Annotated in this window: 22 protein-coding genes and 1 riboswitch; of the genes, 15 read left to right on the forward strand and 7 right to left on the reverse strand. The window is 61.8% G+C overall.

From position 1 onward, the window contains the following. Positions 1 to 4: 4 nt before the first annotated feature. From IB264_RS17565 to IB264_RS17595, 7 genes are all read left to right on the forward strand, one after another. A complete protein-coding gene (locus IB264_RS17565; protein WP_025425126.1) occupies positions 5 to 613 on the forward strand; it encodes a nicotinate-nucleotide adenylyltransferase in 609 nt (202 codons plus the stop codon). A 44-nt stretch (positions 614 to 657) separates the two neighbouring features. Continuing rightward, positions 658 to 1,149 carry a ribosome silencing factor gene (gene rsfS, locus IB264_RS17570; RefSeq protein ID WP_025425127.1) on the forward strand — a complete coding sequence of 164 codons (492 nt, stop codon included), beginning with the start codon at positions 658 to 660 and terminating at the stop codon, positions 1,147 to 1,149. 265 nt (positions 1,150 to 1,414) lie between these two features. After that, positions 1,415 to 1,897 carry a 23S rRNA (pseudouridine(1915)-N(3))-methyltransferase RlmH gene (gene rlmH, locus IB264_RS17575; RefSeq protein WP_025425128.1) on the forward strand — a complete coding sequence of 161 codons (483 nt, stop codon included), beginning with the start codon at positions 1,415 to 1,417 and terminating at the stop codon, positions 1,895 to 1,897. A gap of 225 nt (positions 1,898 to 2,122) precedes the next feature. After that, positions 2,123 to 3,538: a murein hydrolase activator EnvC gene (locus tag IB264_RS17580; RefSeq protein ID WP_246811782.1), complete on the forward strand. Its 1,416-nt coding sequence runs from the start codon at positions 2,123 to 2,125 to the stop codon at positions 3,536 to 3,538. Continuing rightward, positions 3,528 to 4,850, forward strand: coding sequence for a S41 family peptidase (locus IB264_RS17585; protein ID WP_025425130.1), 1,323 nt, complete (start codon positions 3,528 to 3,530; stop codon positions 4,848 to 4,850). Before IB264_RS17580 ends, IB264_RS17585 begins: the two co-directional genes overlap by 11 nt. 137 nt (positions 4,851 to 4,987) lie before the next feature. Continuing rightward, positions 4,988 to 6,205 carry a divergent polysaccharide deacetylase family protein gene (locus IB264_RS17590; protein WP_025425131.1) on the forward strand — a complete coding sequence of 406 codons (1,218 nt, stop codon included), beginning with the start codon at positions 4,988 to 4,990 and terminating at the stop codon, positions 6,203 to 6,205. Positions 6,206 to 6,443: 238 nt separating this feature from the next. After that, a complete protein-coding gene (locus tag IB264_RS17595; RefSeq protein ID WP_025425132.1) occupies positions 6,444 to 6,971 on the forward strand; it encodes an RNA pyrophosphohydrolase in 528 nt (175 codons plus the stop codon). Between the two features lie 634 nt (positions 6,972 to 7,605). On the opposite strand, the gene bfr is transcribed toward IB264_RS17595, so the two are convergent. The 5 genes from bfr to IB264_RS34665 all read right to left on the reverse strand — a co-directional run bounded on the left by bfr (position 7,606) and on the right by IB264_RS34665 (position 14,499). Further along, the gene (gene bfr / locus IB264_RS17600) at positions 7,606 to 8,097 is read right to left on the reverse strand and encodes a bacterioferritin (protein ID WP_025425133.1); all 492 of its coding nucleotides are present in this window, start codon (positions 8,095 to 8,097) and stop codon (positions 7,606 to 7,608) included. Further along, complete coding sequence (locus IB264_RS17605) at positions 8,063 to 8,476, reverse strand: (2Fe-2S)-binding protein (protein ID WP_239637581.1); 414 nt, start codon at positions 8,474 to 8,476, stop codon at positions 8,063 to 8,065. Before IB264_RS17605 ends, bfr begins: the two co-directional genes overlap by 35 nt. Before the next feature lie 242 nt (positions 8,477 to 8,718). Then, a complete protein-coding gene (locus tag IB264_RS17610) occupies positions 8,719 to 12,075 on the reverse strand; it encodes an error-prone DNA polymerase (RefSeq protein WP_038575756.1) in 3,357 nt (1,118 codons plus the stop codon). Further along, positions 12,072 to 13,589: a DNA polymerase Y family protein gene (locus tag IB264_RS17615; RefSeq protein ID WP_239637582.1), complete on the reverse strand. Its 1,518-nt coding sequence runs from the start codon at positions 13,587 to 13,589 to the stop codon at positions 12,072 to 12,074. The genes IB264_RS17610 and IB264_RS17615 overlap by 4 nt, the downstream gene beginning before the upstream one ends. Continuing rightward, entirely contained in the window at positions 13,540 to 14,499 is a 960-nt protein-coding gene (locus IB264_RS34665; RefSeq protein WP_025425136.1) for an ImuA family protein, read from the reverse strand. The genes IB264_RS17615 and IB264_RS34665 overlap by 50 nt, the downstream gene beginning before the upstream one ends. Positions 14,500 to 14,669: 170 nt before the next feature. Between IB264_RS34665 and IB264_RS17620 the strand changes: the two genes are divergently transcribed. Further along, positions 14,670 to 15,104 (forward strand): metallopeptidase family protein, encoded by a 435-nt coding sequence (locus IB264_RS17620; RefSeq protein WP_025425137.1) that lies wholly within the window; start codon positions 14,670 to 14,672, stop codon positions 15,102 to 15,104. 88 nt (positions 15,105 to 15,192) lie between these two features. On the opposite strand, the gene IB264_RS17625 is transcribed toward IB264_RS17620, so the two are convergent. Both IB264_RS17625 and IB264_RS17630 read right to left on the reverse strand, forming a co-directional pair. Further along, a complete protein-coding gene (locus tag IB264_RS17625; RefSeq protein WP_025425138.1) occupies positions 15,193 to 15,399 on the reverse strand; it encodes a DUF1737 domain-containing protein in 207 nt (68 codons plus the stop codon). Continuing rightward, positions 15,396 to 16,301, reverse strand: coding sequence for a CoA ester lyase (locus tag IB264_RS17630; protein ID WP_192433869.1), 906 nt, complete (start codon positions 16,299 to 16,301; stop codon positions 15,396 to 15,398). Before IB264_RS17630 ends, IB264_RS17625 begins: the two co-directional genes overlap by 4 nt. A gap of 111 nt (positions 16,302 to 16,412) precedes the next feature. Between IB264_RS17630 and IB264_RS17635 the strand changes: the two genes are divergently transcribed. The 7 genes from IB264_RS17635 (at position 16,413) to metA (ending at position 21,219) form a co-directional block, all read left to right on the forward strand. Next, positions 16,413 to 16,658: a hypothetical protein gene (locus IB264_RS17635; protein WP_025425140.1), complete on the forward strand. Its 246-nt coding sequence runs from the start codon at positions 16,413 to 16,415 to the stop codon at positions 16,656 to 16,658. Positions 16,659 to 16,907: 249 nt separating this feature from the next. After that, on the forward strand, positions 16,908 to 17,339 hold the full coding sequence (locus tag IB264_RS17640; protein ID WP_025425141.1) for a glyoxalase/bleomycin resistance/extradiol dioxygenase family protein: 432 nt from the start codon (positions 16,908 to 16,910) through the stop codon (positions 17,337 to 17,339). A 215-nt stretch (positions 17,340 to 17,554) separates the two neighbouring features. After that, complete coding sequence (leuD, locus tag IB264_RS17645; RefSeq protein ID WP_025425142.1) at positions 17,555 to 18,160, forward strand: 3-isopropylmalate dehydratase small subunit; 606 nt, start codon at positions 17,555 to 17,557, stop codon at positions 18,158 to 18,160. Between the two features lie 8 nt (positions 18,161 to 18,168). Beyond that, on the forward strand, positions 18,169 to 18,549 hold the full coding sequence (locus tag IB264_RS17650; RefSeq protein ID WP_025425143.1) for a RidA family protein: 381 nt from the start codon (positions 18,169 to 18,171) through the stop codon (positions 18,547 to 18,549). Between the two features lie 121 nt (positions 18,550 to 18,670). Continuing rightward, entirely contained in the window at positions 18,671 to 19,510 is an 840-nt protein-coding gene (locus IB264_RS17655; RefSeq protein ID WP_025425144.1) for a MoxR family ATPase, read from the forward strand. Further along, positions 19,507 to 19,959, forward strand: a complete 453-nt coding sequence (locus IB264_RS17660; protein ID WP_025425145.1) for an NUDIX domain-containing protein — start codon at positions 19,507 to 19,509, stop codon at positions 19,957 to 19,959. Before IB264_RS17655 ends, IB264_RS17660 begins: the two co-directional genes overlap by 4 nt. 192 nt (positions 19,960 to 20,151) lie before the next feature. Further along, positions 20,152 to 20,229: riboswitch (SAM riboswitch) on the forward strand. Between the two features lie 63 nt (positions 20,230 to 20,292). Continuing rightward, positions 20,293 to 21,219 (forward strand): homoserine O-succinyltransferase, encoded by a 927-nt coding sequence (gene metA / locus IB264_RS17665; RefSeq protein WP_025425146.1) that lies wholly within the window; start codon positions 20,293 to 20,295, stop codon positions 21,217 to 21,219. Positions 21,220 to 21,227: the final 8 nt, after the last annotated feature.

Raw genomic sequence — 21,227 nt, forward strand, 5'->3', positions numbered from 1 at the left:
CGAAGTGAACGGCCGCTATCTGCGCATGCCCCATGTCGAAAGCGGCATGGTGGTCGGCCTGTTCGGCGGCTCGTTCAATCCGCCGCATCAGGGGCATGTGCTGGTCGCCGAAACGGCGATCCAGCGCCTCGGCCTCAACCAGCTCTGGTGGATGGTCACCCCCGGAAACCCGCTGAAGAACCACAATAATCTGGCGCCGCTTGCCGATCGCATCGCGCTCAGCGAGAAGATCGCCCCGAATCCGCGCATCAAGGTGACCGCCTTCGAAAAGGCGCTGGGGCAGAGCTATACCGCTCGCACGCTCGAGATGGTAAAGGCCCGCAACCGCGATATCCGCTTCGTCTGGATCATGGGGGCCGACAACCTGCGCAGCTTTCACCGCTGGCAGAATTGGCAGAAAATCGCCCGCACGGTTCCGATCGCCGTCATCGATCGGCCGGGCTCGACGCTTGCCTATCTCTCCTCGCGCATGGCCAAGACTTTCGACTATGCCCGCATCGACGAAGACGATGCCCGGCGCCTTGCTTTTCACCCGGCACCCGCCTGGACCTTCATACACGGGCCGCGCTCCTCGATGAGTTCGACGGCACTTCGATCCGCCAGAACGGCGTGAAATCGAATGATTCATTTCTCGTGTCTTGAAACCGTTCTGGTTTGATGCCTACATTTACTGACGGTTCGAGCGAAACAGTCGAATCGGAAGTGCCTGTTCTGTTCACCTGGAAAGGAAAAACCCTGACAACAGCACACGCCAAGGGATATGCGGCCTCCGCGTTCCCACGCAGCACGGGATCTAGCGACGAAGCCGCTGTCCGTGCGCTTCAACTGGTCCTCGAAAGCCTAGAGGACTCGAAGGCAGAAGATATCGTTACCATCAACATTGCCGGCAAGTCGGCGCTGGGGGACTTCATGGTCGTTGTCTCCGGGCGATCGAGCAGGCATGTGGCGGCGATTGCCGACCATCTGACCACGGACCTGAAGGACGAGGGCTTCGGCAACGCCCGCGTCGAAGGTCTGGAAACGGGTGACTGGGTGCTGATCGATACCGGCGATGTGATCATTCACATCTTCAGGCCGGAAATCCGGGAGTTCTACAACATCGAGAAGATGTGGGCGACACCGGAGATCGAGGACGGCACGCTGCATTGAGATCGCACGGTTCGTCGGGCGTCTGAGCCGCCGCACGCACCGTATTGCGATCATACATATTGGGAATGTGGCTGTCATCGCCGAAGCGGCGTTCGCAGCCAGGATAATTGTTGCGACTGATCGTAGCTTGCAGCGCCGCGTCTGGCATGACGTGCAAATGTCGCTGTAACGCTTTAGTGCGCTGCATGACCTTCTCCTTGAATCGGCCCCGGTTTCAGGAGGTGTGCAGCAGTGCGGTCCAGCGCAGGCGGAGACGGATTGGGTCATGCGTATCGGACTTTTCGCAGTCGGCCGCCTCAAGGCGGGGCCGGAAAAGGATCTTGCGGCCCGCTATCTCGATCGTTTTGCCAAGGCCGGTCCGGCGATCGGTCTCGAGCTTTCCCGCGTGGTCGAAGTCAACGAAAGCCGCGCCTCCAACTCCGATACGCGCAAGCGGGAGGAGGCAGCCCAGCTTGAAAAAGCGCTCACTGACGGCAGTCTGCTGGTGCTGCTTGACGAACGCGGCAAGGCGCTCGATTCCGAAGGCTTCGCATCGCTGCTCGGCAGTTTTCGCGATAGCGGCAAACGCGACCTGATGATCGCGATCGGCGGCGCCGACGGGCTCGACCCTGGCCTTCATTCGCGCGCCGACGCCGTGCTCAATCTCGGCAAGATGACCTGGCCGCATCAGCTGGTGCGCATTCTGATCGCCGAACAGCTCTATCGCGCCGTGACCATCCTTTCCGGACATCCCTATCACCGTGTCTGAGACGCGCCATGCACCGGCGATAACGAGAATATGTGTTGGTCGCATCCGCCAAATCAGATTAGGCTTTTTGAGGAGAGCGTCACGCACCGGGGAAAGATGCCCGGCGAGCGCTCAGAAACGTTGAAACTGCGCATGACGCTTTCCGAAAATCGGTTCCGGTTGGCGGAAGTAAGCGCGAAGCATTTCCAGTTGGATGCATAGGGACGAATGACGCGCCGAAGCATGATGAGCGCTTTCAGCAAGATCGGTGGCGAAGCATGGCGGCCCGGCCGCAGTGCGGCGCTGCTGGCGCTTGTGCTTGTTGCTGCGCTTCCGGCAGCCGCCCAGGATGCACCGGCGACGCCAGCGGCATCAGCGGCGGACCAGCAGCAGGGGCCGCCCGATCCGGCGGCAAACCTGACGCTTCGTCGAGACAGCACCCGCAGCGAGCTCGATGCGCTGTCGAAAACCATCACGCTGTCGCAGGAGCGCGCCGACGAGCTGGCGGCGACCATCGCCGAGATCGACAAAAACAATGAGGCATTGCGCGCCGCCATCGTCGATTCTGCCAGGAAGCGGCAGGGTCTGGAGCAGCAGATCGTCGATGGAGAGAAGAAGCTGAGCGAGTTGCGCTCCAAGGAAGATACCGTGCGCCGATCGCTGCGCGCCCGGCGTGGGGTGCTTGCCGAAGTGCTCGCCGCACTTCAGCGCATGGGCCGCAACCCGCCGCCGGCGATCCTGGTGACGCCTGAGGATGCGCTCGGCTCCGTTCGCAGCGCCATTCTGCTCGGCGCTGTCGTACCCGGAATTCGCGAGGAAACGGACAACCTCGTCGCCGACCTGAAGGCGCTCGCCGATATCAGAACCGGCATCGGCAAGCAGCGCGAAGAGCTGACGGCAGCGATGACGGCCAATGCCGAGGAAGAGCGTCGCATGTCGATGCTCGTGGCCGAAAAGGAAAAACTGCGCCAGAAAAGTGCGGCCGAACTCGCCGCCGAACAGCGCAAGGCGCAGGAACTCGCCTCGCAGGCGACCAATCTCGAAGGCCTCATCGGTTCGCTCGAAAATGACATCGCTTCGGTGCGCGACGCGGCTGCCGCCGCACGCGCGCAGGAAGAGGAACGCCTGCGCATGAGCGAGGCCGAGCGCGAAGCGGCGCGGGAGCTCGCCCGGAGCGCCGTGCCCGACAAAAACCGCATTGCGCCAGCATACGTGTTCTCGGAGCTGAGGAATAAGCTTGCCTATCCGGCCGCGGGATCGCTTTTGCGAAAGTTCGGTGATGCCGATGGTACAGGGCACTCCCTGCAAGGGATCATGTTGGAAACCAACCCCGGCGCGCTGGTGACTGCGCCGTCAGATGGCTGGATCGTCTATGCAGGCAATTTCCGCAGTTATGGGCAGATGATCATTCTCAATCCGGGCGACGGCTACCATGTTGTGCTGTCGGGCATGGAGAAGGTGAGCGTACAGACCGGACAATTTGTCGTGGCGGGTGAACCGCTTGCGACGATGGGTGCGAAAAGAGTCGCAAGTGCTGCGGCCTTGGCGCTGGAAACCGACCGGCCGACGCTTTACATTGAATTCCGAAAAGACGGAAAACCGGTTGATTCCCGACCATGGTGGACCGCAGCAGAGGTTGGAAAGGCGCGAAATGATACGTAGGGCTTCACTTGTTCTGGTCGGGGCGCTGATGGGTGCGACCGCTATGGGCGTCATTTATTCGGCTGTCGTTCCGGCCGTCGCGGCCAATACCTCGACTTATCGCGAGCTGGCGATTTTTGGTGACGTGTTTGAGCGCGTGCGCGCGCAGTACGTCACCCCTCCGCAGGATGACAAGCTGATCGAGAATGCCATCAATGGCATGCTCTCTTCGCTTGATCCGCACTCGAGCTACATGAACTCGACCGACGCCGAGGACATGCGCACCCAGACCCGCGGCGAATTCGGCGGCCTCGGCATCGAAGTGACGATGGAAGACGACCTCGTCAAGGTCACGAGCCCGATCGACGACACGCCCGCGGCCCGCGCCGGCGTTCTCGCCGGTGACTTCATTTCCAAGATCGACGGCCAGGACGTTCGTGGCCTGAAGCTTGAAGATGCGGTCGAGAAGATGCGTGGCGCCGTCGGCACCCCGATCAAGTTGACGATCCTGCGCAAGGGCGCCGACAAGCCGATCGAACTGTCGATCGTGCGTGACGTGATCGCCGTTCGCGCCGTCAAGTTCCGCACCGAAGGCGACGTCGGCTATCTTCGCGTGATCTCGTTCACCGAGAAGACCTACGACGACCTGAAGAAGGGCATCGAGAAGATCAAGTCCGAAGTACCGGCCGACAAGCTGAAGGGCTATGTCCTTGACCTGCGCCTCAACCCGGGCGGTCTGCTCGACCAGGCGATCAACGTTTCCGACGCCTTCCTGGAGCGTGGCGAGGTCGTTTCGACCCGCGGCCGCAATCCGGACGAGACCCGCCGCTTCAACGCGACGCCTGGCGATCTGACCGACGGCAAGCCGGTGGTCGTTCTCGTCAATGGCGGCTCGGCTTCCGCATCGGAAATCGTTGCCGGCGCCCTGCAGGACCTGAAGCGCGCGACCGTGCTCGGCACGCGCTCCTTCGGCAAGGGCTCGGTACAGACGATCATTCCGCTCGGCGAAGCAGGCGCTCTGCGCCTGACGACGGCGCTCTACTACACGCCGTCGGGCAAATCGATCCAGGGAACGGGCATCACGCCCGACATCAAGGTCGAACAGCCACTGCCGCCGGAACTGCTTGGCAGGGTCGAAGCCCAGGGCGAATCCGATCTGCGTGGCCACATCCAGGGACAGAGCGAAACCGACGAAGGTTCCGGCTCGGTCGCCTATGTACCGCCGGAAACCAAGGACGACCTGCAGCTCAACTACGCGCTTGACCTCTTGCGCGGCAAGAAGACCGATCCGGCCTTCCCGGCAAGCCCGGAGCAGGCAGAGCTCAAGAAGTAAGCCATTGAAGGCGCCGGGCTGGTCAACCCGGCGCCTTTATACTATGTGGGCTGCAGGTGCTGCCGGAAACCGCCGATTCTCTTAAAAACGGCGCATCCCTCACCGGCAACTCTCCTTCAGGTCGACCGAGGCTCCGTTTGGGAACAGATCTCAATGCCCCCCTTGGCCAGAACCGCCGGGAAAAGACCGCGCCAAGACGCGACCGTCGTTGCCTTCTCAGCTATTCCCTTGTCGGCATCTTTGCCCTTTCCATAATCGGCCTTTCCGTCTGGAACGCCGTCGCTCCGGATGGGTTGCGCAGGCAGGCGTCCGAACCGGGTATGGTTGGGCCGGAACCGGCCGAAACGGCACAAAAGACACCCAATTCCACAAGCGGGCAAGCATCGAACACCAGCGGCGGCACGCTGAAGCCGGGCACCGCCTTCTCCGGCGCTCATGTCGAGGAAACCCTGACAAACGACGGCGCGACCGTCACCAAGTTCACGCCGCGCCAACGCGACGGCAGCGGGCCTGCGCTGATCAATGTCGGCCCGATCCGCGGCCAGGACCCGCGCATGGCCGCCCTTCCGAATGACGACCTGCTGGAAGACAGCGCTGAGGGCCGGCTACCGATCACCGCCGCCGACGGGCTGCGGCCGATGGATCAATATGCCCGACCCTGGTCGGGTGCACGCGGCACCCGTATCGCGCTTGTGATCGGCGGCCTTGGCCTCAGCCAGACCGGCACGCAGAAGGCCATCCGCGACCTGCCGCCCGACGTCACCCTCGCCTTTGCCGCCGCCGGCAACAGCCTGCAGCGCTGGATGCAGGAGGCAAGACGCAGCGGCCATGAGATCCTGCTGCAGATCCCGATGGAGCCTTTCGATTACCCCGACAACGATCCGGGACCGCGCGCGCTCCGCCTCTCGCTTGGTTCGACGAAGAACCTGGCCGAACTGCACAAGAACATGGCGCAGATCACCAACTACACCGGCATCATGAACTATCTCGGTGGGCGCTTTCTCTCCGATGCCGATGCTCTCGAACCGGTGATGCGCGATCTCGGCAAACGCGGCGTGCTTTTCCTCGACGACGGCACGTCGGCGCAATCGCTGTCCGGCAAGCTTGCCGATGCCTTTGACGTTCCGCATGGCTTCGCCGACATGACCGTCGACAGCGAGCTCAGCCGCAGCGCCATCCTGAAAAAACTCGACGAGCTGGAACGCATCGCCCGGCGCAACGGTACAGCCATCGGTGTCGCCTCGGCATTCGACGAGAGCGTGGCCGCCATCGCCCAGTGGGCCGGCGAGGCGGAAGGGCGCGGCATCGAGATCGTCGGCGTTTCAGCACTCGTCAAGGACCCGCAGCAGAGATAGGTCAAGCGTGCCTTGAGCGCCGCGCGTCTTATTGGACGCGCAAAGGTCGCTGTAGCACTTTGAATTGCTGCATGTAGGGCGCCATGTCAGAAGCCCAGCGCCTCAGGCGAGGCGCACGAAATCATTGCGAACCCGAAAGATGGGTGCGATGAGACTTCACAAAGGTTCGAACACTTCAGGGCCATACGCTGCCGTGCGCGAGCAGTGGGTCACGCCTTGAGCCAGGAGAGGACAGCGGATGAGCAAGCATAACGACAAGAACCTACGGGCCGAAGACCTGCCCTATCGCCCCTGTGTCGGCGTCATGGTGCTGAACCGCGCCGGCCTCGTCTGGGCCGGCCACCGGATCGCCGTCGGCAATTCCGAATATGACGGCTCGCCGCAGCAATGGCAGATGCCGCAGGGCGGCATCGACAAGGGCGAGGATCCGCTGAAGGCCGCCTATCGCGAGCTCTATGAAGAGACCGGCATGCGCACGGTTTCGCTGCTCGCCGAGGCACCGGGCTGGATCAACTATGACCTGCCTTCACACCTGATCGGCATCGGCCTCAAGGGCAAATTTCGTGGCCAGACGCAGCGCTGGTATGCCTTCCGCTTCGAGGGCGACGAGAACGAGATCGCCATCAACCCACCGCCGGGCGGCCACGAACCGGAATTCGACGCCTGGGATTGGAAGCCGATGCGCGACCTGCCGGAGATGATCGTACCGTTCAAGCGCAAGGTCTATGAGGAGGTCGTTGCCGCCTTCGCCCACCTGGCGCCGTAACTACGCCTTTCGCAACAGGGGCCGGGTCTGCGCTGACATCGACCTTTCGCGGGGGACCCAGCCGACAACACGCACACCGCAAAGCGATGCCCTGGCATCCGTCGCAGATTGCGAGCTGCCAGCGGACGATAGGCGGCCGCTCGCAGCGCGCGCTTTTGGTCTTGCGATTGCCGCGGCAACCCTCACCGACCGCCTGGTTCCGGTTGAGGTTTTGCCCTGCCCGGCAGCAATGCCACTCTGGGGCCGATCGCCAATATCCGGCAGGTTGGTATCGAGCAGGCGCCGGCCGGCCCGATACCAATTCGGTGCAGGGCGCATCGCCGTTTGAAGACGCATGGAGAAATGCGCTCGAGCCTGAGGGTTCACAGACCCCCACCGGGCTCTTTGAGGGTCTGCATGCGGGCGAACCGTCAGCCCGCGCGCCCATTCTTTAGAGCGTTTCCGATTTAGACGGAACCGCACAAACGCTCTATCTCTTTGTTTTTACGCATTTCCTGACGGAAAACCGCTTCGCACTTTTCCTGGAAATGCTCTAAGCGCGTCAGGCAACGGGGCGCCATAGATCGTCTTGGCCCGAAAACCAGAAAGCCGCCGAGGTGATCGGCGGCTTTCTCGTGTGAATGGTGCGAGACGCTCAGTCGATCTCGGCTTCGTTGGCCGGTGCTGCGTTGAGCTGGCCGTATTTCGCTTCGCCGATGGTTTCGAGCAGTTCGAGTTGGGTCTCGAGGAAGTCGATATGACCTTCCTCATCAGCAAGCAGCTCTTCGAACAGCTTCATGGAGACGTAGTCTCCGGCGTCATGACAGATGTCGCGTGATTTCTTGTAGGCCGTGCGGGCATCGTATTCGCCGGCGAGATCCGCCTTCAGCACTTCCTTGACGTTCTGGCCGATGCGCAGCGGTCCGACCGTCTGCAGGTTCGGATGACCTTCGAGGAAGATGATGCGCGCGACGAGCTTGTCGGCATGATGCATTTCTTCAATCGACTCGGCACGTTCCTTCTTGGCAAGGAGCGTGTAGCCCCAATCTTCGAGAAGGCGGAAATGCAGCCAGTATTGGTTGACGGCGCCGAGTTCGAGATAGAGCGCTTCGTTAAGCTGCTCGATGACCTTTTTGTCGCCTTTCAAAATCCGCCCTCCGGTTGTCTTCATGGAATTGTTTGAGGCGGGCCATGAAATCAAATATCTCGACATCCGTCGAGTCGCGACGGCCGTGATATTGCTCGGTGGTGCGGATGATGATGTCGACGACGTTGGGGAAACAGCCGCAGCAGCGACCGCGTTTTTCCATCGCGTGATAGACTTTCGCCGGCACGATCAGCTGCCAACAGTCTTCATCGAGAAGGCTGACAATCATGTCCTCGATCTCTTTTTCCGTGATGAAATTGCAGCTGCAAACCAGCATGTCGTCTTGCCTGTGAAACGCAACGTCCTGAATTCGCTCATAAAGCAAAAGAGGACATTTATTGTCAACAAAAAACTCCACAAGCGGAACTTGCACGCAGATTAGAACGAATCTAAACATGACAAAAAACATCGTATTTTCAGAATATTAGCGTAGCATTGATGACCTTTCTTTCTGTGGATTTCCCGGCGATTGCCGCAGGATACTGCGACATTTTTACGCAGGAAGACCAAGGTGAGTGGCCGAAATCCGGTACGGCAAGCCCAGCTCCGGAAGGACGGGTCATGAAACGGCTGTGAGGGACCGAGCCTTCGAAGCCAAGCCGAGCCCATCGTGTCTGTTCATCAATGGAAGTTGCGGCCTTTCGGCATGACGTCGGCAATTTCGGTCGCGACGGCCTGATGATCGGCGCCGGCGGCACGGCGGGCAGCCGCAAGGCGCAGTTCCTTCAGCACCTTCTTATCGCGCGCGTCGGCCGTCGGTCGCAGCACCTCGTCGGCACGATCGTTGGCGCCGAAGCGGCGCTCCTCCTTGCGCAACAGCCCGAGCATCGGGGTCATATCCTCGATATACTCCGCCACCACGTGGATGACCTCGCTTTCACGCTGGAGCCGGCCGCGGATCTTGACGAGACGCGCACCCATGATCACCGGCCGGTATTTTTCAAAAACCTTCGGCCAGACGATGGCATTGGCGACGCCGGTCTCGTCCTCGATCGTCATGAAGATCACGCCCTTGGCCGAGCCTGGACGCTGGCGAACGAGCACCAGCCCGGCAACCGTCACTCTTCGGCCGACGGGTGCCGTGGCAAGCGCGCGGTTTTCGACCAGCCCCTGCCCCGAAAACTCCGCCCGGAGGAAAGAAACCGGATGCGCCTTCAGCGAGAAGGAGAGATAGCGGTAATCGTTGATGACCTGCTCGCCCTCCAGCATCACCGGCAGCGAAACTGCCGGCTCCAGCTGGAATTCGTCCTGCGTCGCCTGCTCGAAGAGCGGCAACCGCTCGGCAGCACTTTTCTCATCCAGCGCCTTTACCGCCCAAAGCGCGTTGCGGCGATCGAGCCCGATCGAACGGAACGCATCCGCATCGGCAAGCTTCTCCAGCACGGAGCGCGGCAATCCCGAGCGCAGCCAGAGATCGCGAACCGAGGTATAGCCCCGGCCGCGATGGGCGATAAGCTTGTCCACGATCTCCATCTCTCTCAGCCCCTTGACCTGGTTGAAGCCGAGGCGGATGGCCTTTTCCGTCTTGATCACACCCAGCATGTCCCGATGGCGCGGCTCCACCGCACCACGATCATGCCCGCCCCTCTCGAGGTCCGCATCCCAATTCGAATGGTTGATATCGACAGGCAGCACCCGCACGCCATGTTCGCGCGCGTCCCGCACCAATTGGGCGGGAGCGTAAAAGCCCATCGGCTGTGAGTTCAGAAGTGCTGCGCAGAAGACATCGGGATAATAGGTCTTCAGCCATGAAGAGACATAGACGAGCAGCGCGAAGGACGCAGCATGGCTTTCGGGAAAGCCGTATTCGCCAAAGCCTTCGATCTGCTTGAAGCAACGTACGGCGAAATCTCTGTCGTAGCCATTGTTGACCATGCCCTCGACCATCCTTTGCTCGAAGGTGTGGATGGTGCCGGTTCGCTTGAAGGTCGCCATTGCCCGCCTGAGCTGATCGGCCTGGCCCGGCGTGAAATTTGCCGCGGTAATAGCGATCTGCATCGCCTGTTCCTGGAACAAAGGCACACCAAGGGTCCGCTCCAGAACCACTTCCAGCTCCTTGCTCGGATATTCGATGGGTATGTTGCGATTGCGCTGCTCCCGCCGCTTCAGATAGGGATGCACCATGTTGCCCTGGATCGGTCCGGGCCGCACGATCGCCACCTCGATGACGAGATCATAGAAGACACGAGGCCTGAGCCGCGGCAGCATGCTCATCTGAGCCCGGCTCTCGATCTGGAAGACGCCGATCGTATCGGCCCGGCAGATCATGTCGTAGACGTCATCCTGCTCATCCTTGAACAGCGTGTGCAGGTCTTTCCTCACGCCGTAATGCCGCTCCATCAGCTTGAACGCCCGGGCGATGCAGGTCAGCATGCCGAGCGCCAGCACGTCGATCTTCAGGATCTTCAGCGTATCGAGGTCGTCCTTGTCCCACTCGATCATGTAGCGGTCGGGCATCGCCGTGTTCATGATCGGCACCACCTCGTCGAGCCGATCGCGGGTGATGACGAAACCGCCGACATGCTGAGAGAGATGGCGGGGAAAGCTCATCAGCGCGGTGGCATAGTCGAGCACTCGCACCGTCGTTGGATCCTTGACATCGAGACCGGCGGCCTTGGCCTCCCGTTCCGACAGGTCGGCGGCCGACCAACCCCAGACCGAACCGGCAAGCGCCGATTGCACGTCCTCGGAAAAGCCGAAGGCTTTGGCCGTTTCGCGACCGGCCGACCGCGCCCGGTAGCTGATGACGGCGGCCGTAAGCCCCGCATGCTCCTTGCCGTACGTCCTATAGATATGCTGGATCACCTCTTCCCGCTTCTCGTGCTCGAAATCGACATCGATATCCGGCGGCTCGTCACGCTCCGTCGACAGGAACCGGTCGAAAAGCAGCGTCGTCGAAAGCGGATCGACCTCGGTGATGGCAAGGCAGTAGCAGACCGTCGAATTTGCCGCCGAGCCGCGGCCCTGGCAGAGAATGTCGACGCTTCGCGCATATTCCATGATGTTGCGCACGGTGAGGAAGTAGGGCTCATAGCGCTTGCTGGCGATCAGCTCGAGCTCGTATTCGATCTGGGTCGAGACCTTCGCGGGAATGCCTTCGGGATAACGCACATGGGCGCCTTCCATCGTCAGCCGCCTGAGGGTCTGTGTCGTCGTCTCGCCTGCAAAACTCTCATCGGGATATTGGTATTCGAGTTCCGCCAAAGTGAAATTCAGCCGGCGGAAAAAATGCCCGGTATTGGCGATCGCCTCGGGGTAGTCGCGAAAGATGCGCGCCATTTCCGCCGGTGGTTTCAGATGGCGTTCGGCATTCGCCTGAAGCCGGAACCCCGCCTGCGCCACCGTCACATGCTCGCGTATGGCGGTGACGATATCGGCCAGCGGCCGGCGCGCCGGCGCGTGAAACAGCGGACTGTTGGTGGCGATCAGCCTCGTGCCCACGTTGCGGGCGATGGTCGCCAGCCCGGCAAAGACAAGCTGATCGAAACCGTCATAGCGCGGCACCAGCGCCAGATAGAGCCGGTCGGCAAAATGCGGCTTCAGCCGCTTGAGAAATTCCGCAAGGTTTTTAGCCTCCGACGCCCCGATCACCGGGTCGGGCAGGACGGCAATCAGGATATCCTCGCCCCATTCGACAAGGTCGGTCTCGTAGAGCGTACAGGTGCCTTTCTTCGCCCGCAGGTTTCCAGCACTCAGCATGCGGCAGAGATTGCCCCAGCCCCGACGGTTGCGCGGATAGGCGAGCACATCCGGGATGTCTTCGGCAAAGGAAAGCCGGGCGCCGGGCTGGAAGGAAAACGCCTCCACCTTGGCCTGCGCATGAGCGCGCACCACGCCCGCCACCGTATTGCGATCGGCAACGCCAAGGCCGGAAATACCAAGGCGGCTGGCGGCAACGATCATTTCGCCCGGATGGGAGGCTCCTTCGAGGAAGGAGAAATTCGACCAGGCGCCGATCTCGAAATAGGGCGTGCTCATGCGAAGACCCCATGCATGAACCAGCGCGGCTGTGCGGGCCCGCCATAATGCCCTTCTCGAAACAGCCAGAAGCGCCGGCCTTTTTCATCCTCCACCCGGAAATAATCCCGCTCGGCCGCCTTTTCGCCATCGACCCACCATTCGGCCGCGATCCGTTCAGGACCCTCGGCGCGCGCTATGCGATGAAGGCTCCGCCGCCAGCGAAAGCTTCTGGGCGGGCCCTCCGGCACCTCGGCCACCGCCTCCACCGGCTCCGGACTTTGGAACAGCCGCTGCGGTCGAACGGAAGCCATCCTAAGGCAGGCCGGAACAGTGGAAGCGGCTTCCTCGACCGTCTTCAGCATTTCCACATCCGCAAGCGGCTGAAAGGCGGCGGCACGCTCCGGCACGTGGCTCTGCGACAGGACGGGCAGAAACAGGCTTTCTGCGCCCAGCCGCGCCATGACCCTGTCGGCAAAGGCCGCAAGCGGCTGCTGCCGATCCGGCGTGCCGGAAAAATCCTCCTGCATCACCTCGTATTTTTCGCTTTTGGGAACCGACAGCCGCAGGATCTCGAAACCGAAACCGGCATCGAGATCCTCGTGCACCGCCTGCAGCCGCTCGCGGAAAAGGCCGGCAATGCGGCTCGGTTCAATCAGCGGCGAAGACGTTCCGGCAGCGATGCGAAAGACCCGGCCGTCGACGCGAAACAGCAGCAGTTCGAACAGCCGTCCGCCTTCGCCGCGCTTTTCCAGCTCCGGCTTCAGCCTTGCTGCCAGCTCCTGCGTCAGGCCGAGAATATCGTCCTCACCCTGGACCGGCTCGGAAAGCCGCCGCTCGGCCGAGAGGCTGGCAACGGGGAGCCGCGGCGAGAGCGGCTCGTCCTCCAGCCCCATGGCCTGATCGAGGCGCAGGAGCAGAATGGATCCGAAGCGGCGGGCAAGCGGCGCCCGCGGCGCCTCGATGATATCGCCGACCTGCTTGAGCCCGACCCGGCCGAGCGTTTCGATCATGTCGACTGGAAGCCTGAGGGCAGCCATCGGCAGTGGCGCAAGCACGCGTACGGCCTCCTCCGGAGCGATCACGCTTTGCGAGCCGAAGCGCGCCACCGCCCAGGAAAGCCCTGCCGAAGACGAGATCGCCGCACGCGCCTCGATGCCGAGATGAAAGAGCCGGGCGAGCAGGTCGTCGAGAAGCGATTTCTCGCCGCCGAGAAGATGGGCGCAGCCGGTAATGTCGAGATAAAGGCCGCTTTCGCCGTCGAGCGCCACCAGCGGCGTGTAGCGGCTGCACCAGTCCGCAAGCCCTTCCAGAAGGGCGCGATCCGCCGCCCGGTCGGCGGGCAGCACATCGACCTCGGGACACATGGCCCGCGCCTCGGCAACGCCCTGGCCCAACTGGAATCCTGATTTCTCGGCAAGGCCATCGAGCGCGACGAGGCGCATCGCATTCCTGACCCGGTCGGCAAAGACGACAGGCGGATGATCAGGACGCCCGCGGGAAAGCCAGGAGGTTCCCCAGCGGCTCCGCGCCACCCGGTCGGCCGGAAGATGCGGAAAGTCGAGCGACAGAATGCGCTGGTTGTGGGTCTGCCGCAGCAGCGGCTGGTAGGGGCTCGACGGGGTAAAAGCGGCGGTCATGGGGGTTCCACTCCAGGAAGAGGCCGACGGGAGCAGGAGACCTGCTTTTTTCGGCAATGACGTGAAAGACGGGATGGCCGATGCTGCCGCAAAGCATCGAACCGTCAGGGAGGGCGCGCTCGCGGGCGGGCGCCGGTTCGATATGAAGCCGGAAGAAGGCGCTGCTCGCCTCCTCGTGACCGGACTGACGCAGAAGAAGAAGAGGAATGCGTCCGGCGCGCGCGCGAACATGCAGGCGCCGGCTTTCGCTCAAGGCCAGCGATGCCGGATTGCCGCGAATTTCGAGAATGACGGCACAGAAGGCCGGGACGGAAAGCGCCGTCTCGGCGATCCACAGCGCGTCCTTCACCGTGCGCGGCAGGCTGAGGATCAGGCTTCGAATGTCGAGCCCGTAAGCCTTGAGACCAAGACCGTAGGGCAGGCCGGCCTCGGTCGAGGCCAGCGACTGGCTGACCCACAGAACCGGTGCCCCGGCATCGCCCTTTTGCTGGCGCGCCTGCTGACAAAGGGCGCTGAGCGCGGTTGCAAAACCGGCCGCAGCGCCGGCATCGCGCGTCTCGGAATTGCGGATCTCGGTCATACCCTCGAGCGGCAGGCCGCCCTCGAGGATATCGTCGAGTTCGGGAATGCCGAGCGGCAGGACCTTGCGGCCGGAGGACTGGTGACCTTCTTCCTTGCGCCGAAAGCCTGCGGGATCGGCCGCCTTGACCGCCTTCACGACGCCCGCAAGCCTGCGATTTTCGATCCTGGCTATGGTTTCGCGAAGCGAAAGAACGGTCTCCCGCTGCACGGCGTTCTCGGCCATGACGGTCAACTCCCATTTAAGATGTTCCTGTTATGTTCTTATAGATTCCAGAGCTGACCACATGAGTCAACAGCCAAGTTTAAGAATTTATTCCTCGCCCACCCCAGCCGGAATTCAACACTCGAAAAACAAAGGCAAAATCGCTATATGGAGGGCAACAAGGAGTGCCTATGGCCCGCATTGACCAGACCGATGATTGGCGGGAACGCCACGCACCGACGCTCACGACATTCGAACAACTCGCAGTGGAAGCCTACAGCCACCTGCCGCAGGAGTTCCGCCAACTGACGACCGACCTCATCATCGAGGTTGCCGATTTTCCAAGCGACGACGTCTTCGAGGACATGGCGCTGGAGACGCCGTTCGACCTGCTCGGCCTGTTCGAAGGCCGTGGCATCAGCGAACGTTTCACCATGGAGACAGGTGAGTTTCCGAACCGGATCATCCTTTATCGCCGCCCGATCATCGACTATTGGGCGGAAAACGAGGAAACGCTGGGCGACATCATCACCCATGTGCTGATCCACGAGATCGGCCACCATTTCGGCCTCTCCGACGACGATATGGAACGGATCGAGGCGAGCGTGGAGCACGTGGGCAACTAAGCCCCCATCCGCTCCGAGGCAGAGCCCCCGAAAAACAATCGGAAAACAAAAAAACGCTCCGGCCGGAAAGTCGAAGCGTTCCTGCTTTTTACTGTTCCGACAGCTTGATGTCGGGGTGGTAGTCCTTGCCTTCGACTTCCTTGAATACGGCCTGTCCGCATTGCATGTGCTGCGTATCCGCATTGAAGGCGTAGGTCGGTGAGCCGTGCAGGGACCAACCCTGGTTCAGTGCCGCCGTCACCTTATGGCAGAAGGACGCATCGTCGGGGCCGGTGAGGAAGCGGTAAAGTTTCAAAATCTTGCCTTTCGTTTTTCAATCATCTCCGCCTTGGCGGCGAGCTTCAGGGCCTGATCGAGATGCAGCCGCTCGATCATTCGGCCATGAAGATTGATGACACCTTTTTCCGCGTTCTCCGGCAGCGCGAAGGCGGCGATGATGGCGCGCGCCTCGTCGACGGCCGCCTGCTCGACGCCGAAGCGTTCGTTGGCCGGGCCGATCTGCAGCGGGTGGATCAGCATCTTGCCGTCATAGCCCATGTCGCGCCCCTGCCGGCACTCCTCGTCGAAACCGTCGGCGTCACGGAAATCGTTGAACACCGCATCGATGACGTCGAGACCGCTCCCGCGTGCGGCCAAAAGGATCTGCATCAGCCAGGGGATGAGGTACGGACGGCCGGGCCGGTCGGGAACACCGGTTTCCTTGCGCAGGTCGTTGAGGCCGACGACGAAACAATCGAGCCTGCCGCCGAAGGTGCGGCCGGTCTCGGCGATAACAGGCGCATTGACGACACCGCGCGGCGTTTCGATCATCGCCCAGAGACGCAACGCCTCCGGCGCATCGTTATCGGCCAGCCAGTCGGCGACGATCTGGATATCGGCCGGACTTTCGACCTTGGGCAGCAGGATTGCGTCAGGCTTTGCCGAAACGGCCGCCGCCAGATCCCGCTGGCCGAAGCCCGATCCGAGCGCATTGATGCGGATGATGACCTCACAATCCGGCCTGTTTTCGACGAGGTGGCGAACGAGGCCGTCCCGCGCCTCGGCCTTGCGCTCCGGCGCCACCGCATCCTCAAGGTCGAAGATCGCGGCATCGGCCGCAAGTTCCGCAACCTTGGCCAGTGCGCGGGCATTGTCGGCCGGCACTGAAAGCACCGAACGGCGCAGGCGAACGGGGTGATGTTCGATCGATTTTGTCATGCGGCCAGTTGTGCCCGCCTTTCCTTTTTTCCGCAAGACGAGGCGAACGGCCGCACCCCTCTTGCAAGCGGCGGCGGCAACACCCACATCCCGAGCAGAAAGGTGACGATCATGCAAAGCATACGTTCTGTTCTTTTTACGGCTCTCGCCATCACCATTACGCTGGCAGCCTTCGTCTTCACCGCATCGCTTGCGCTTGCGCTCGCCGGCATCGCCGCCGTTGTCGCGATCGGCAGCGCCATTGCCGCCCGGCTGAACCTGAAGCAGGCTCGAGCAACGGCCCGCCCGACCTCCGGCGCCGCCCCGCGCGAAATGCGCATCTGGAACGACGGTCGCGGCACGATCATCGATCTCTAGGCATCGATCTCCAGAGCGTTTCCGGTTTAGACGACGTCGCGGAAGCGCTCTATCTCCTTGTTTCTACGCACTTCCTGACGGGAACCGCTTCGCATTTTTCCCGAAATGCTTGAGTCTGCCCGACGCGGCAGCCCAATCTCGCTCGATTTTTTTGCGACACCCGTGTCGGCAAGACCCGCTTGCGTTCGTCCTTGGGTCAGGCCAGCAAAGGTCATGGCCACTGCATCATTCCCTCAACAGGAGCATGACATGGACAGCACGACGCAGAAAACAGACGCAAACCAGCTGCCGAAGGCCCTCAACGGCCTGGTGCCTTATCTCCAGGTCGACGGCGCGGCCAAGGCGGCGGAATTCTACAAGCACGCCTTCGGCGCAAAGGAAGCCTATCGGCAACCGGTCGACGACCAGGGCCGGACGATGCATATCCATCTCCACATCAACGGCAGCTCGCTGATGCTCAGTGACGCCTATCCGGAATACGGCCATGCCCTGGAAAAGCCGCAGGCCTTCAGCCTGATGCTGCCGGTCGACGACATCGACGCGTGGTGGAGCCAGGCGGTCGCCGCCGGCGCCGAAGTCGTGATGCCGATCGAATTGATGTTCTGGGGCGATCGCTACGGGCAGCTGCGCGACCCCTTCGGCGTGCTCTGGGCGCTGAACGCCCCAGTAAAAGCAGGCTAGAGTCAAGACAGGCTGAGACAGAAGCCAGACACCGGCCGATTTCGGCAAAACCCTCGGGCAAGGCGCCCAACGGATAAAACAACCGCGACAACACTTGCCGGGCAGGCGATTTCACCCGCCCGGCAAGCATCTTCGGGATAGATTTTCCTTCATTTCGGCGCAAAACTGATCTAAACGCTTACGCAACATTTCGCTGAAATCGAAGGCCTGAAGTTATGGAAAAGTTCGTCAAGCTCACCGGCGTCGCCGCTCCCCTCCCCGTCGTCAACGTCGACACGGACATGATCATTCCGAAGGATTACCTGAAGACGATCAAGCGCACCGGCCTCGGCACCGGACTTTTCGCCGAAGCGCGCTACAACGAGGACGGCTCGGTCAACCCGGATTTCGTGCTCAACAAGCCCGCCTACCAGAACGCCAAGATCCTGGTCGCCGGCGACAACTTCGGCTGCGGCTCCTCGCGCGAGCACGCACCGTGGGCGCTTCTCGACTTCGGCATCCGCTGCGTGATCTCGACCTCGTTCGCCGACATCTTCTACAACAACTGTTTCAAGAACGGCATCCTGCCGATCGTCGTCAGCCCGGAGAACCTGGACAAGCTGATGGACGACGCCTCGCGCGGCTCCAACGCCATCCTCTCGGTCGACCTGGAATCCCAGGAAATTACTGGTCCGGACGGCGGCACGGTCAAGTTCGAGGTCGATGCCTTCAAGCGCCACTGCCTGCTGAACGGCCTCGACGACATCGGCCTGACGCTGGAGAAGGCAACGGCCATCGACAGCTTCGAAAAGTCGACCACCGCCTCGCGCCCCTGGGCGTGAGCGACGGGATGACGCGCAAGCTCATCTCTTCCGGTTCGCCCTTCGAGAAGACGGCAGGCTATTCGCGTGCCGTCGCCAAGGGCGACTGGTGTTTCGTCTCCGGCACCACCGGCTACGACTACGCCACCATGACCATGCCGGAAACGGTGGAAGAGCAGGCGCACAATTGCCTGAAGACGATCGAGGGCGCGCTGAAAGAGGCGGGCTTCTCGCTCTTAGACGTGGTGCGCAATCACTACTACGTCACCGATGCCAGTTTCGCCGACCGGGTTTTTCCGATCTTCGGCGAGATGTTCGGCGAAATCCGCCCTGCCGCCACCATGATCGTCTGCGATCTCATCCGCCCGGAAATGCTGATCGAGATCGAGGTTACCGCCTTCCGCGGCTGACGTCTGACGGGTCGCAGCCAGCGGCAGTGACACCTGCACCGCTTATGCGCTACTGCAGAAGCATGACGACGGCCCTCGCCCGCAGGACCGTTTTCCGCATCACTATGACCGGAAGAAGCCCATGCAATTCGAAGGCACCGCCGACTATATCGCCGACAAGGACCTGATGATCGCCGTCAACGCCGCGATCCGGCTGGAACGGCCACTGCTCGTCAAGGGCGAGCCCGGCACCGGCAAGACCGAGCTTGCGCGGCAGGTTGCAGCTGCTCTGGGACTCGACCTGATCGAATGGAACGTCAAGTCGACGACCAAGGCGCAGCAGGGACTTTACGAATATGACGCCGTCTCGCGCCTGCGCGACAGCCAGCTCGGCGACGAGCGCGTCAACGACGTCAAGAACTACATCCGCAAGGGCAAGCTTTGGCAGGCCTTCGAGGCCGGGAAGCGTGTGGTGCTCTTGATCGACGAAATCGACAAGGCCGACATCGAGTTTCCGAACGACCTGCTGCAGGAACTCGACCGGATGGAGTTCCACGTCTACGAGACCAACGAGACGATCCACGCCCGCCAGCGGCCGATCGTCGTCATCACCTCCAACAACGAGAAGGAACTGCCGGACGCTTTTCTGCGCCGCTGCTTCTTCCACTATATCCGCTTTCCCGACGCAGACACGCTCGCCCGCATCGTCGAGGTGCACTATCCCGGCATCCGCAAGACGCTGCTTTCGGCAGCCCTTGCCGCCTTCTACGATATCCGCCAGGTGCCGGGGCTGAAGAAGAAGCCCTCGACCTCCGAAGCGCTCGACTGGATCCGCCTGCTCGTCGCCGACGAGATCGACCCGGCCGACCTGCGCGCCGATCCAAAGACCATGCTGCCGAAGCTGCACGGCGCGCTTCTCAAGAATGAGCAGGACGTCCACCTTTTCGAGCGCCTGGCCTTCATGGCACGCCGCGACGGATGAGACCGGACGCCAACAAGGTCCTGATCTACGCCACCTGGCGAGGGCATCTGCTCGTCTTCGACGAGCCGGACTTTCCCGATGTAGATCTGCAGGTCCCGGGCGGCACGATAGAACCGGGAGAAAGCCCTGAAGCGGCGGCCTTCCGCGAATTTGTCGAGGAGACCGGGCTGACGCCGCCGCCGGCATTATTGCCATTTAAAACGCAGGACTATCACTTCACGCAGAACGGCCGGAAAATCTGCCATCGCCGGCACTATTTCCATGGGCCGTTAGCCGGCGAACAAAAGGAACCCTGGCTGCACCGCGAAATGACGCCGGAGAGCGGTGGCCCGCCGATCCGCTTTCGCTTCTTCTGGCTCAGTCAGAGCGAGGCCGGCAAGCGGCTGGGATATGGCATGCAGAACGGTCTGGACTTGCTGCACCTAGCAACAGATTGCCCCTCACCCTAACCCTCTCCCCGCAAGCGGGGCGGGGGAACGCGGCGACCGCAACCTCATCACCTGCTGTAAGCCTGAAAGGGAGCCGAACGGCCGCGGCAATGTCCCTTCTCCCCGCCTGCGGGGAGAAGGTGGCGGCAGCCGGATGAGGGGCCAACCCACACGAATCGTTTTTCATTGACCCCCGCGGCCTTGCCGCGCTATCAAACAATCCGTGGTGATTTGGCCGGCCGGCTTGCAGCCACGTTAAACAAATCGCTAAAGGGCCGAGGAAACGTGGATTTTCCGAGGACCGGTCGCGATCAATCGCCGCCGGTTTTTTTGTATTGATCGAGTGGAAGCCCCATGCCCATCAAGATACCCGATACGCTGCCCGCATTCGAGACCCTCGCGACCGAGGGCGTGCGGGTGATGACCGAGACCGTGGCGATCCGTCAGGATATCCGCCCGCTCCAGATCGGGCTGCTGAACCTCATGCCGAACAAGGTCAAGACCGAGATCCAGATGGCGCGCCTCATCGGCGCCTCGCCGCTGCAGGTCGAGCTGTCGCTGATCCGCATCGGCGCGCACCGCGCGAAGAACACCTCCGAGGAACACCTGCTTGCCTTCTACGAGACCTGGGAGGAGGTGAAGGCCCGCAAGTTCGACGGCTTCATCATCACCGGCGCCCCGGTCGAAACGCTGGAATACGAGGACGTCACCTATTGGGACGAACTCAAGCGCATCCTCGACTGGACGACGACCAACGTGCATTCGACGCTGAACGTCTGCTGGGGCGCGATGGCGGCGATCTATCATTTCCATGGCGTGCCGAAATATCCGCTGAAGGAGAAGGCTTTCGGCGTCTACCGCCACCAGAACCTGCAGCCCTCCTCCGTCTATCTCAACGGCTTTTCCGACGATTTCGCCGTGCCGGTGTCGCGCTGGACCGAAGTGCGCCGCGCCGACATCGATGCGGTGCCCGACCTTGAGATCCTGATGGAATCGAAGGAGATGGGTGTGTGCCTCGTGCACGAGAAGAAGGGCAAGCGCCTCTACATGTTCAATCACGTAGAGTATGATTCCACTTCGCTATCGGACGAATATTTCCGGGATGTGGATGCGGGCGTACCGATCAAGATGCCGCATGACTACTTCCCGCACAATGATTCAACCCTGCCGCCGCAGAACCGCTGGCGCAGCCATGCGCATCTTTTCTTCGGCAACTGGATCAACGAGATGTACCAGACGACGCCCTACGAAATGGACCTGATCGGCAGGAACGAAAGCTAGGGCCGGAG

Source organism: Ensifer sp. ENS11 (assembly GCF_014851895.1).
In the GTDB taxonomy this organism is placed as follows: Bacteria; Pseudomonadota; Alphaproteobacteria; order Rhizobiales; family Rhizobiaceae; genus Ensifer; species Ensifer canadensis.

Coding starts and splice junctions, on each gene's coding strand:
- rsfS (WP_025425127.1), top strand. CDS start 658: ATGCCTACATTTACTGACGGTTCGAGCGAAACAGTCGAATCGGAAGTG.
- rlmH (WP_025425128.1), top strand. CDS start 1,415: ATGCGTATCGGACTTTTCGCAGTCGGCCGCCTCAAGGCGGGGCCGGAA.
- IB264_RS17580 (WP_246811782.1), top strand. CDS start 2,123: ATGAGCGCTTTCAGCAAGATCGGTGGCGAAGCATGGCGGCCCGGCCGC.
- IB264_RS17585 (WP_025425130.1), top strand. CDS start 3,528: ATGATACGTAGGGCTTCACTTGTTCTGGTCGGGGCGCTGATGGGTGCG.
- IB264_RS17595 (WP_025425132.1), top strand. CDS start 6,444: ATGAGCAAGCATAACGACAAGAACCTACGGGCCGAAGACCTGCCCTAT.
- IB264_RS17610 (WP_038575756.1), bottom strand. CDS start 12,075: ATGAGCACGCCCTATTTCGAGATCGGCGCCTGGTCGAATTTCTCCTTC.
- IB264_RS34665 (WP_025425136.1), bottom strand. CDS start 14,499: ATGGCCGAGAACGCCGTGCAGCGGGAGACCGTTCTTTCGCTTCGCGAA.
- IB264_RS17620 (WP_025425137.1), top strand. CDS start 14,670: ATGGCCCGCATTGACCAGACCGATGATTGGCGGGAACGCCACGCACCG.
- IB264_RS17630 (WP_192433869.1), bottom strand. CDS start 16,301: ATGACAAAATCGATCGAACATCACCCCGTTCGCCTGCGCCGTTCGGTG.
- IB264_RS17635 (WP_025425140.1), top strand. CDS start 16,413: ATGCAAAGCATACGTTCTGTTCTTTTTACGGCTCTCGCCATCACCATT.
- IB264_RS17640 (WP_025425141.1), top strand. CDS start 16,908: ATGGACAGCACGACGCAGAAAACAGACGCAAACCAGCTGCCGAAGGCC.
- leuD (WP_025425142.1), top strand. CDS start 17,555: ATGGAAAAGTTCGTCAAGCTCACCGGCGTCGCCGCTCCCCTCCCCGTC.
- IB264_RS17650 (WP_025425143.1), top strand. CDS start 18,169: ATGACGCGCAAGCTCATCTCTTCCGGTTCGCCCTTCGAGAAGACGGCA.
- IB264_RS17655 (WP_025425144.1), top strand. CDS start 18,671: ATGCAATTCGAAGGCACCGCCGACTATATCGCCGACAAGGACCTGATG.
- IB264_RS17660 (WP_025425145.1), top strand. CDS start 19,507: ATGAGACCGGACGCCAACAAGGTCCTGATCTACGCCACCTGGCGAGGG.
- metA (WP_025425146.1), top strand. CDS start 20,293: ATGCCCATCAAGATACCCGATACGCTGCCCGCATTCGAGACCCTCGCG.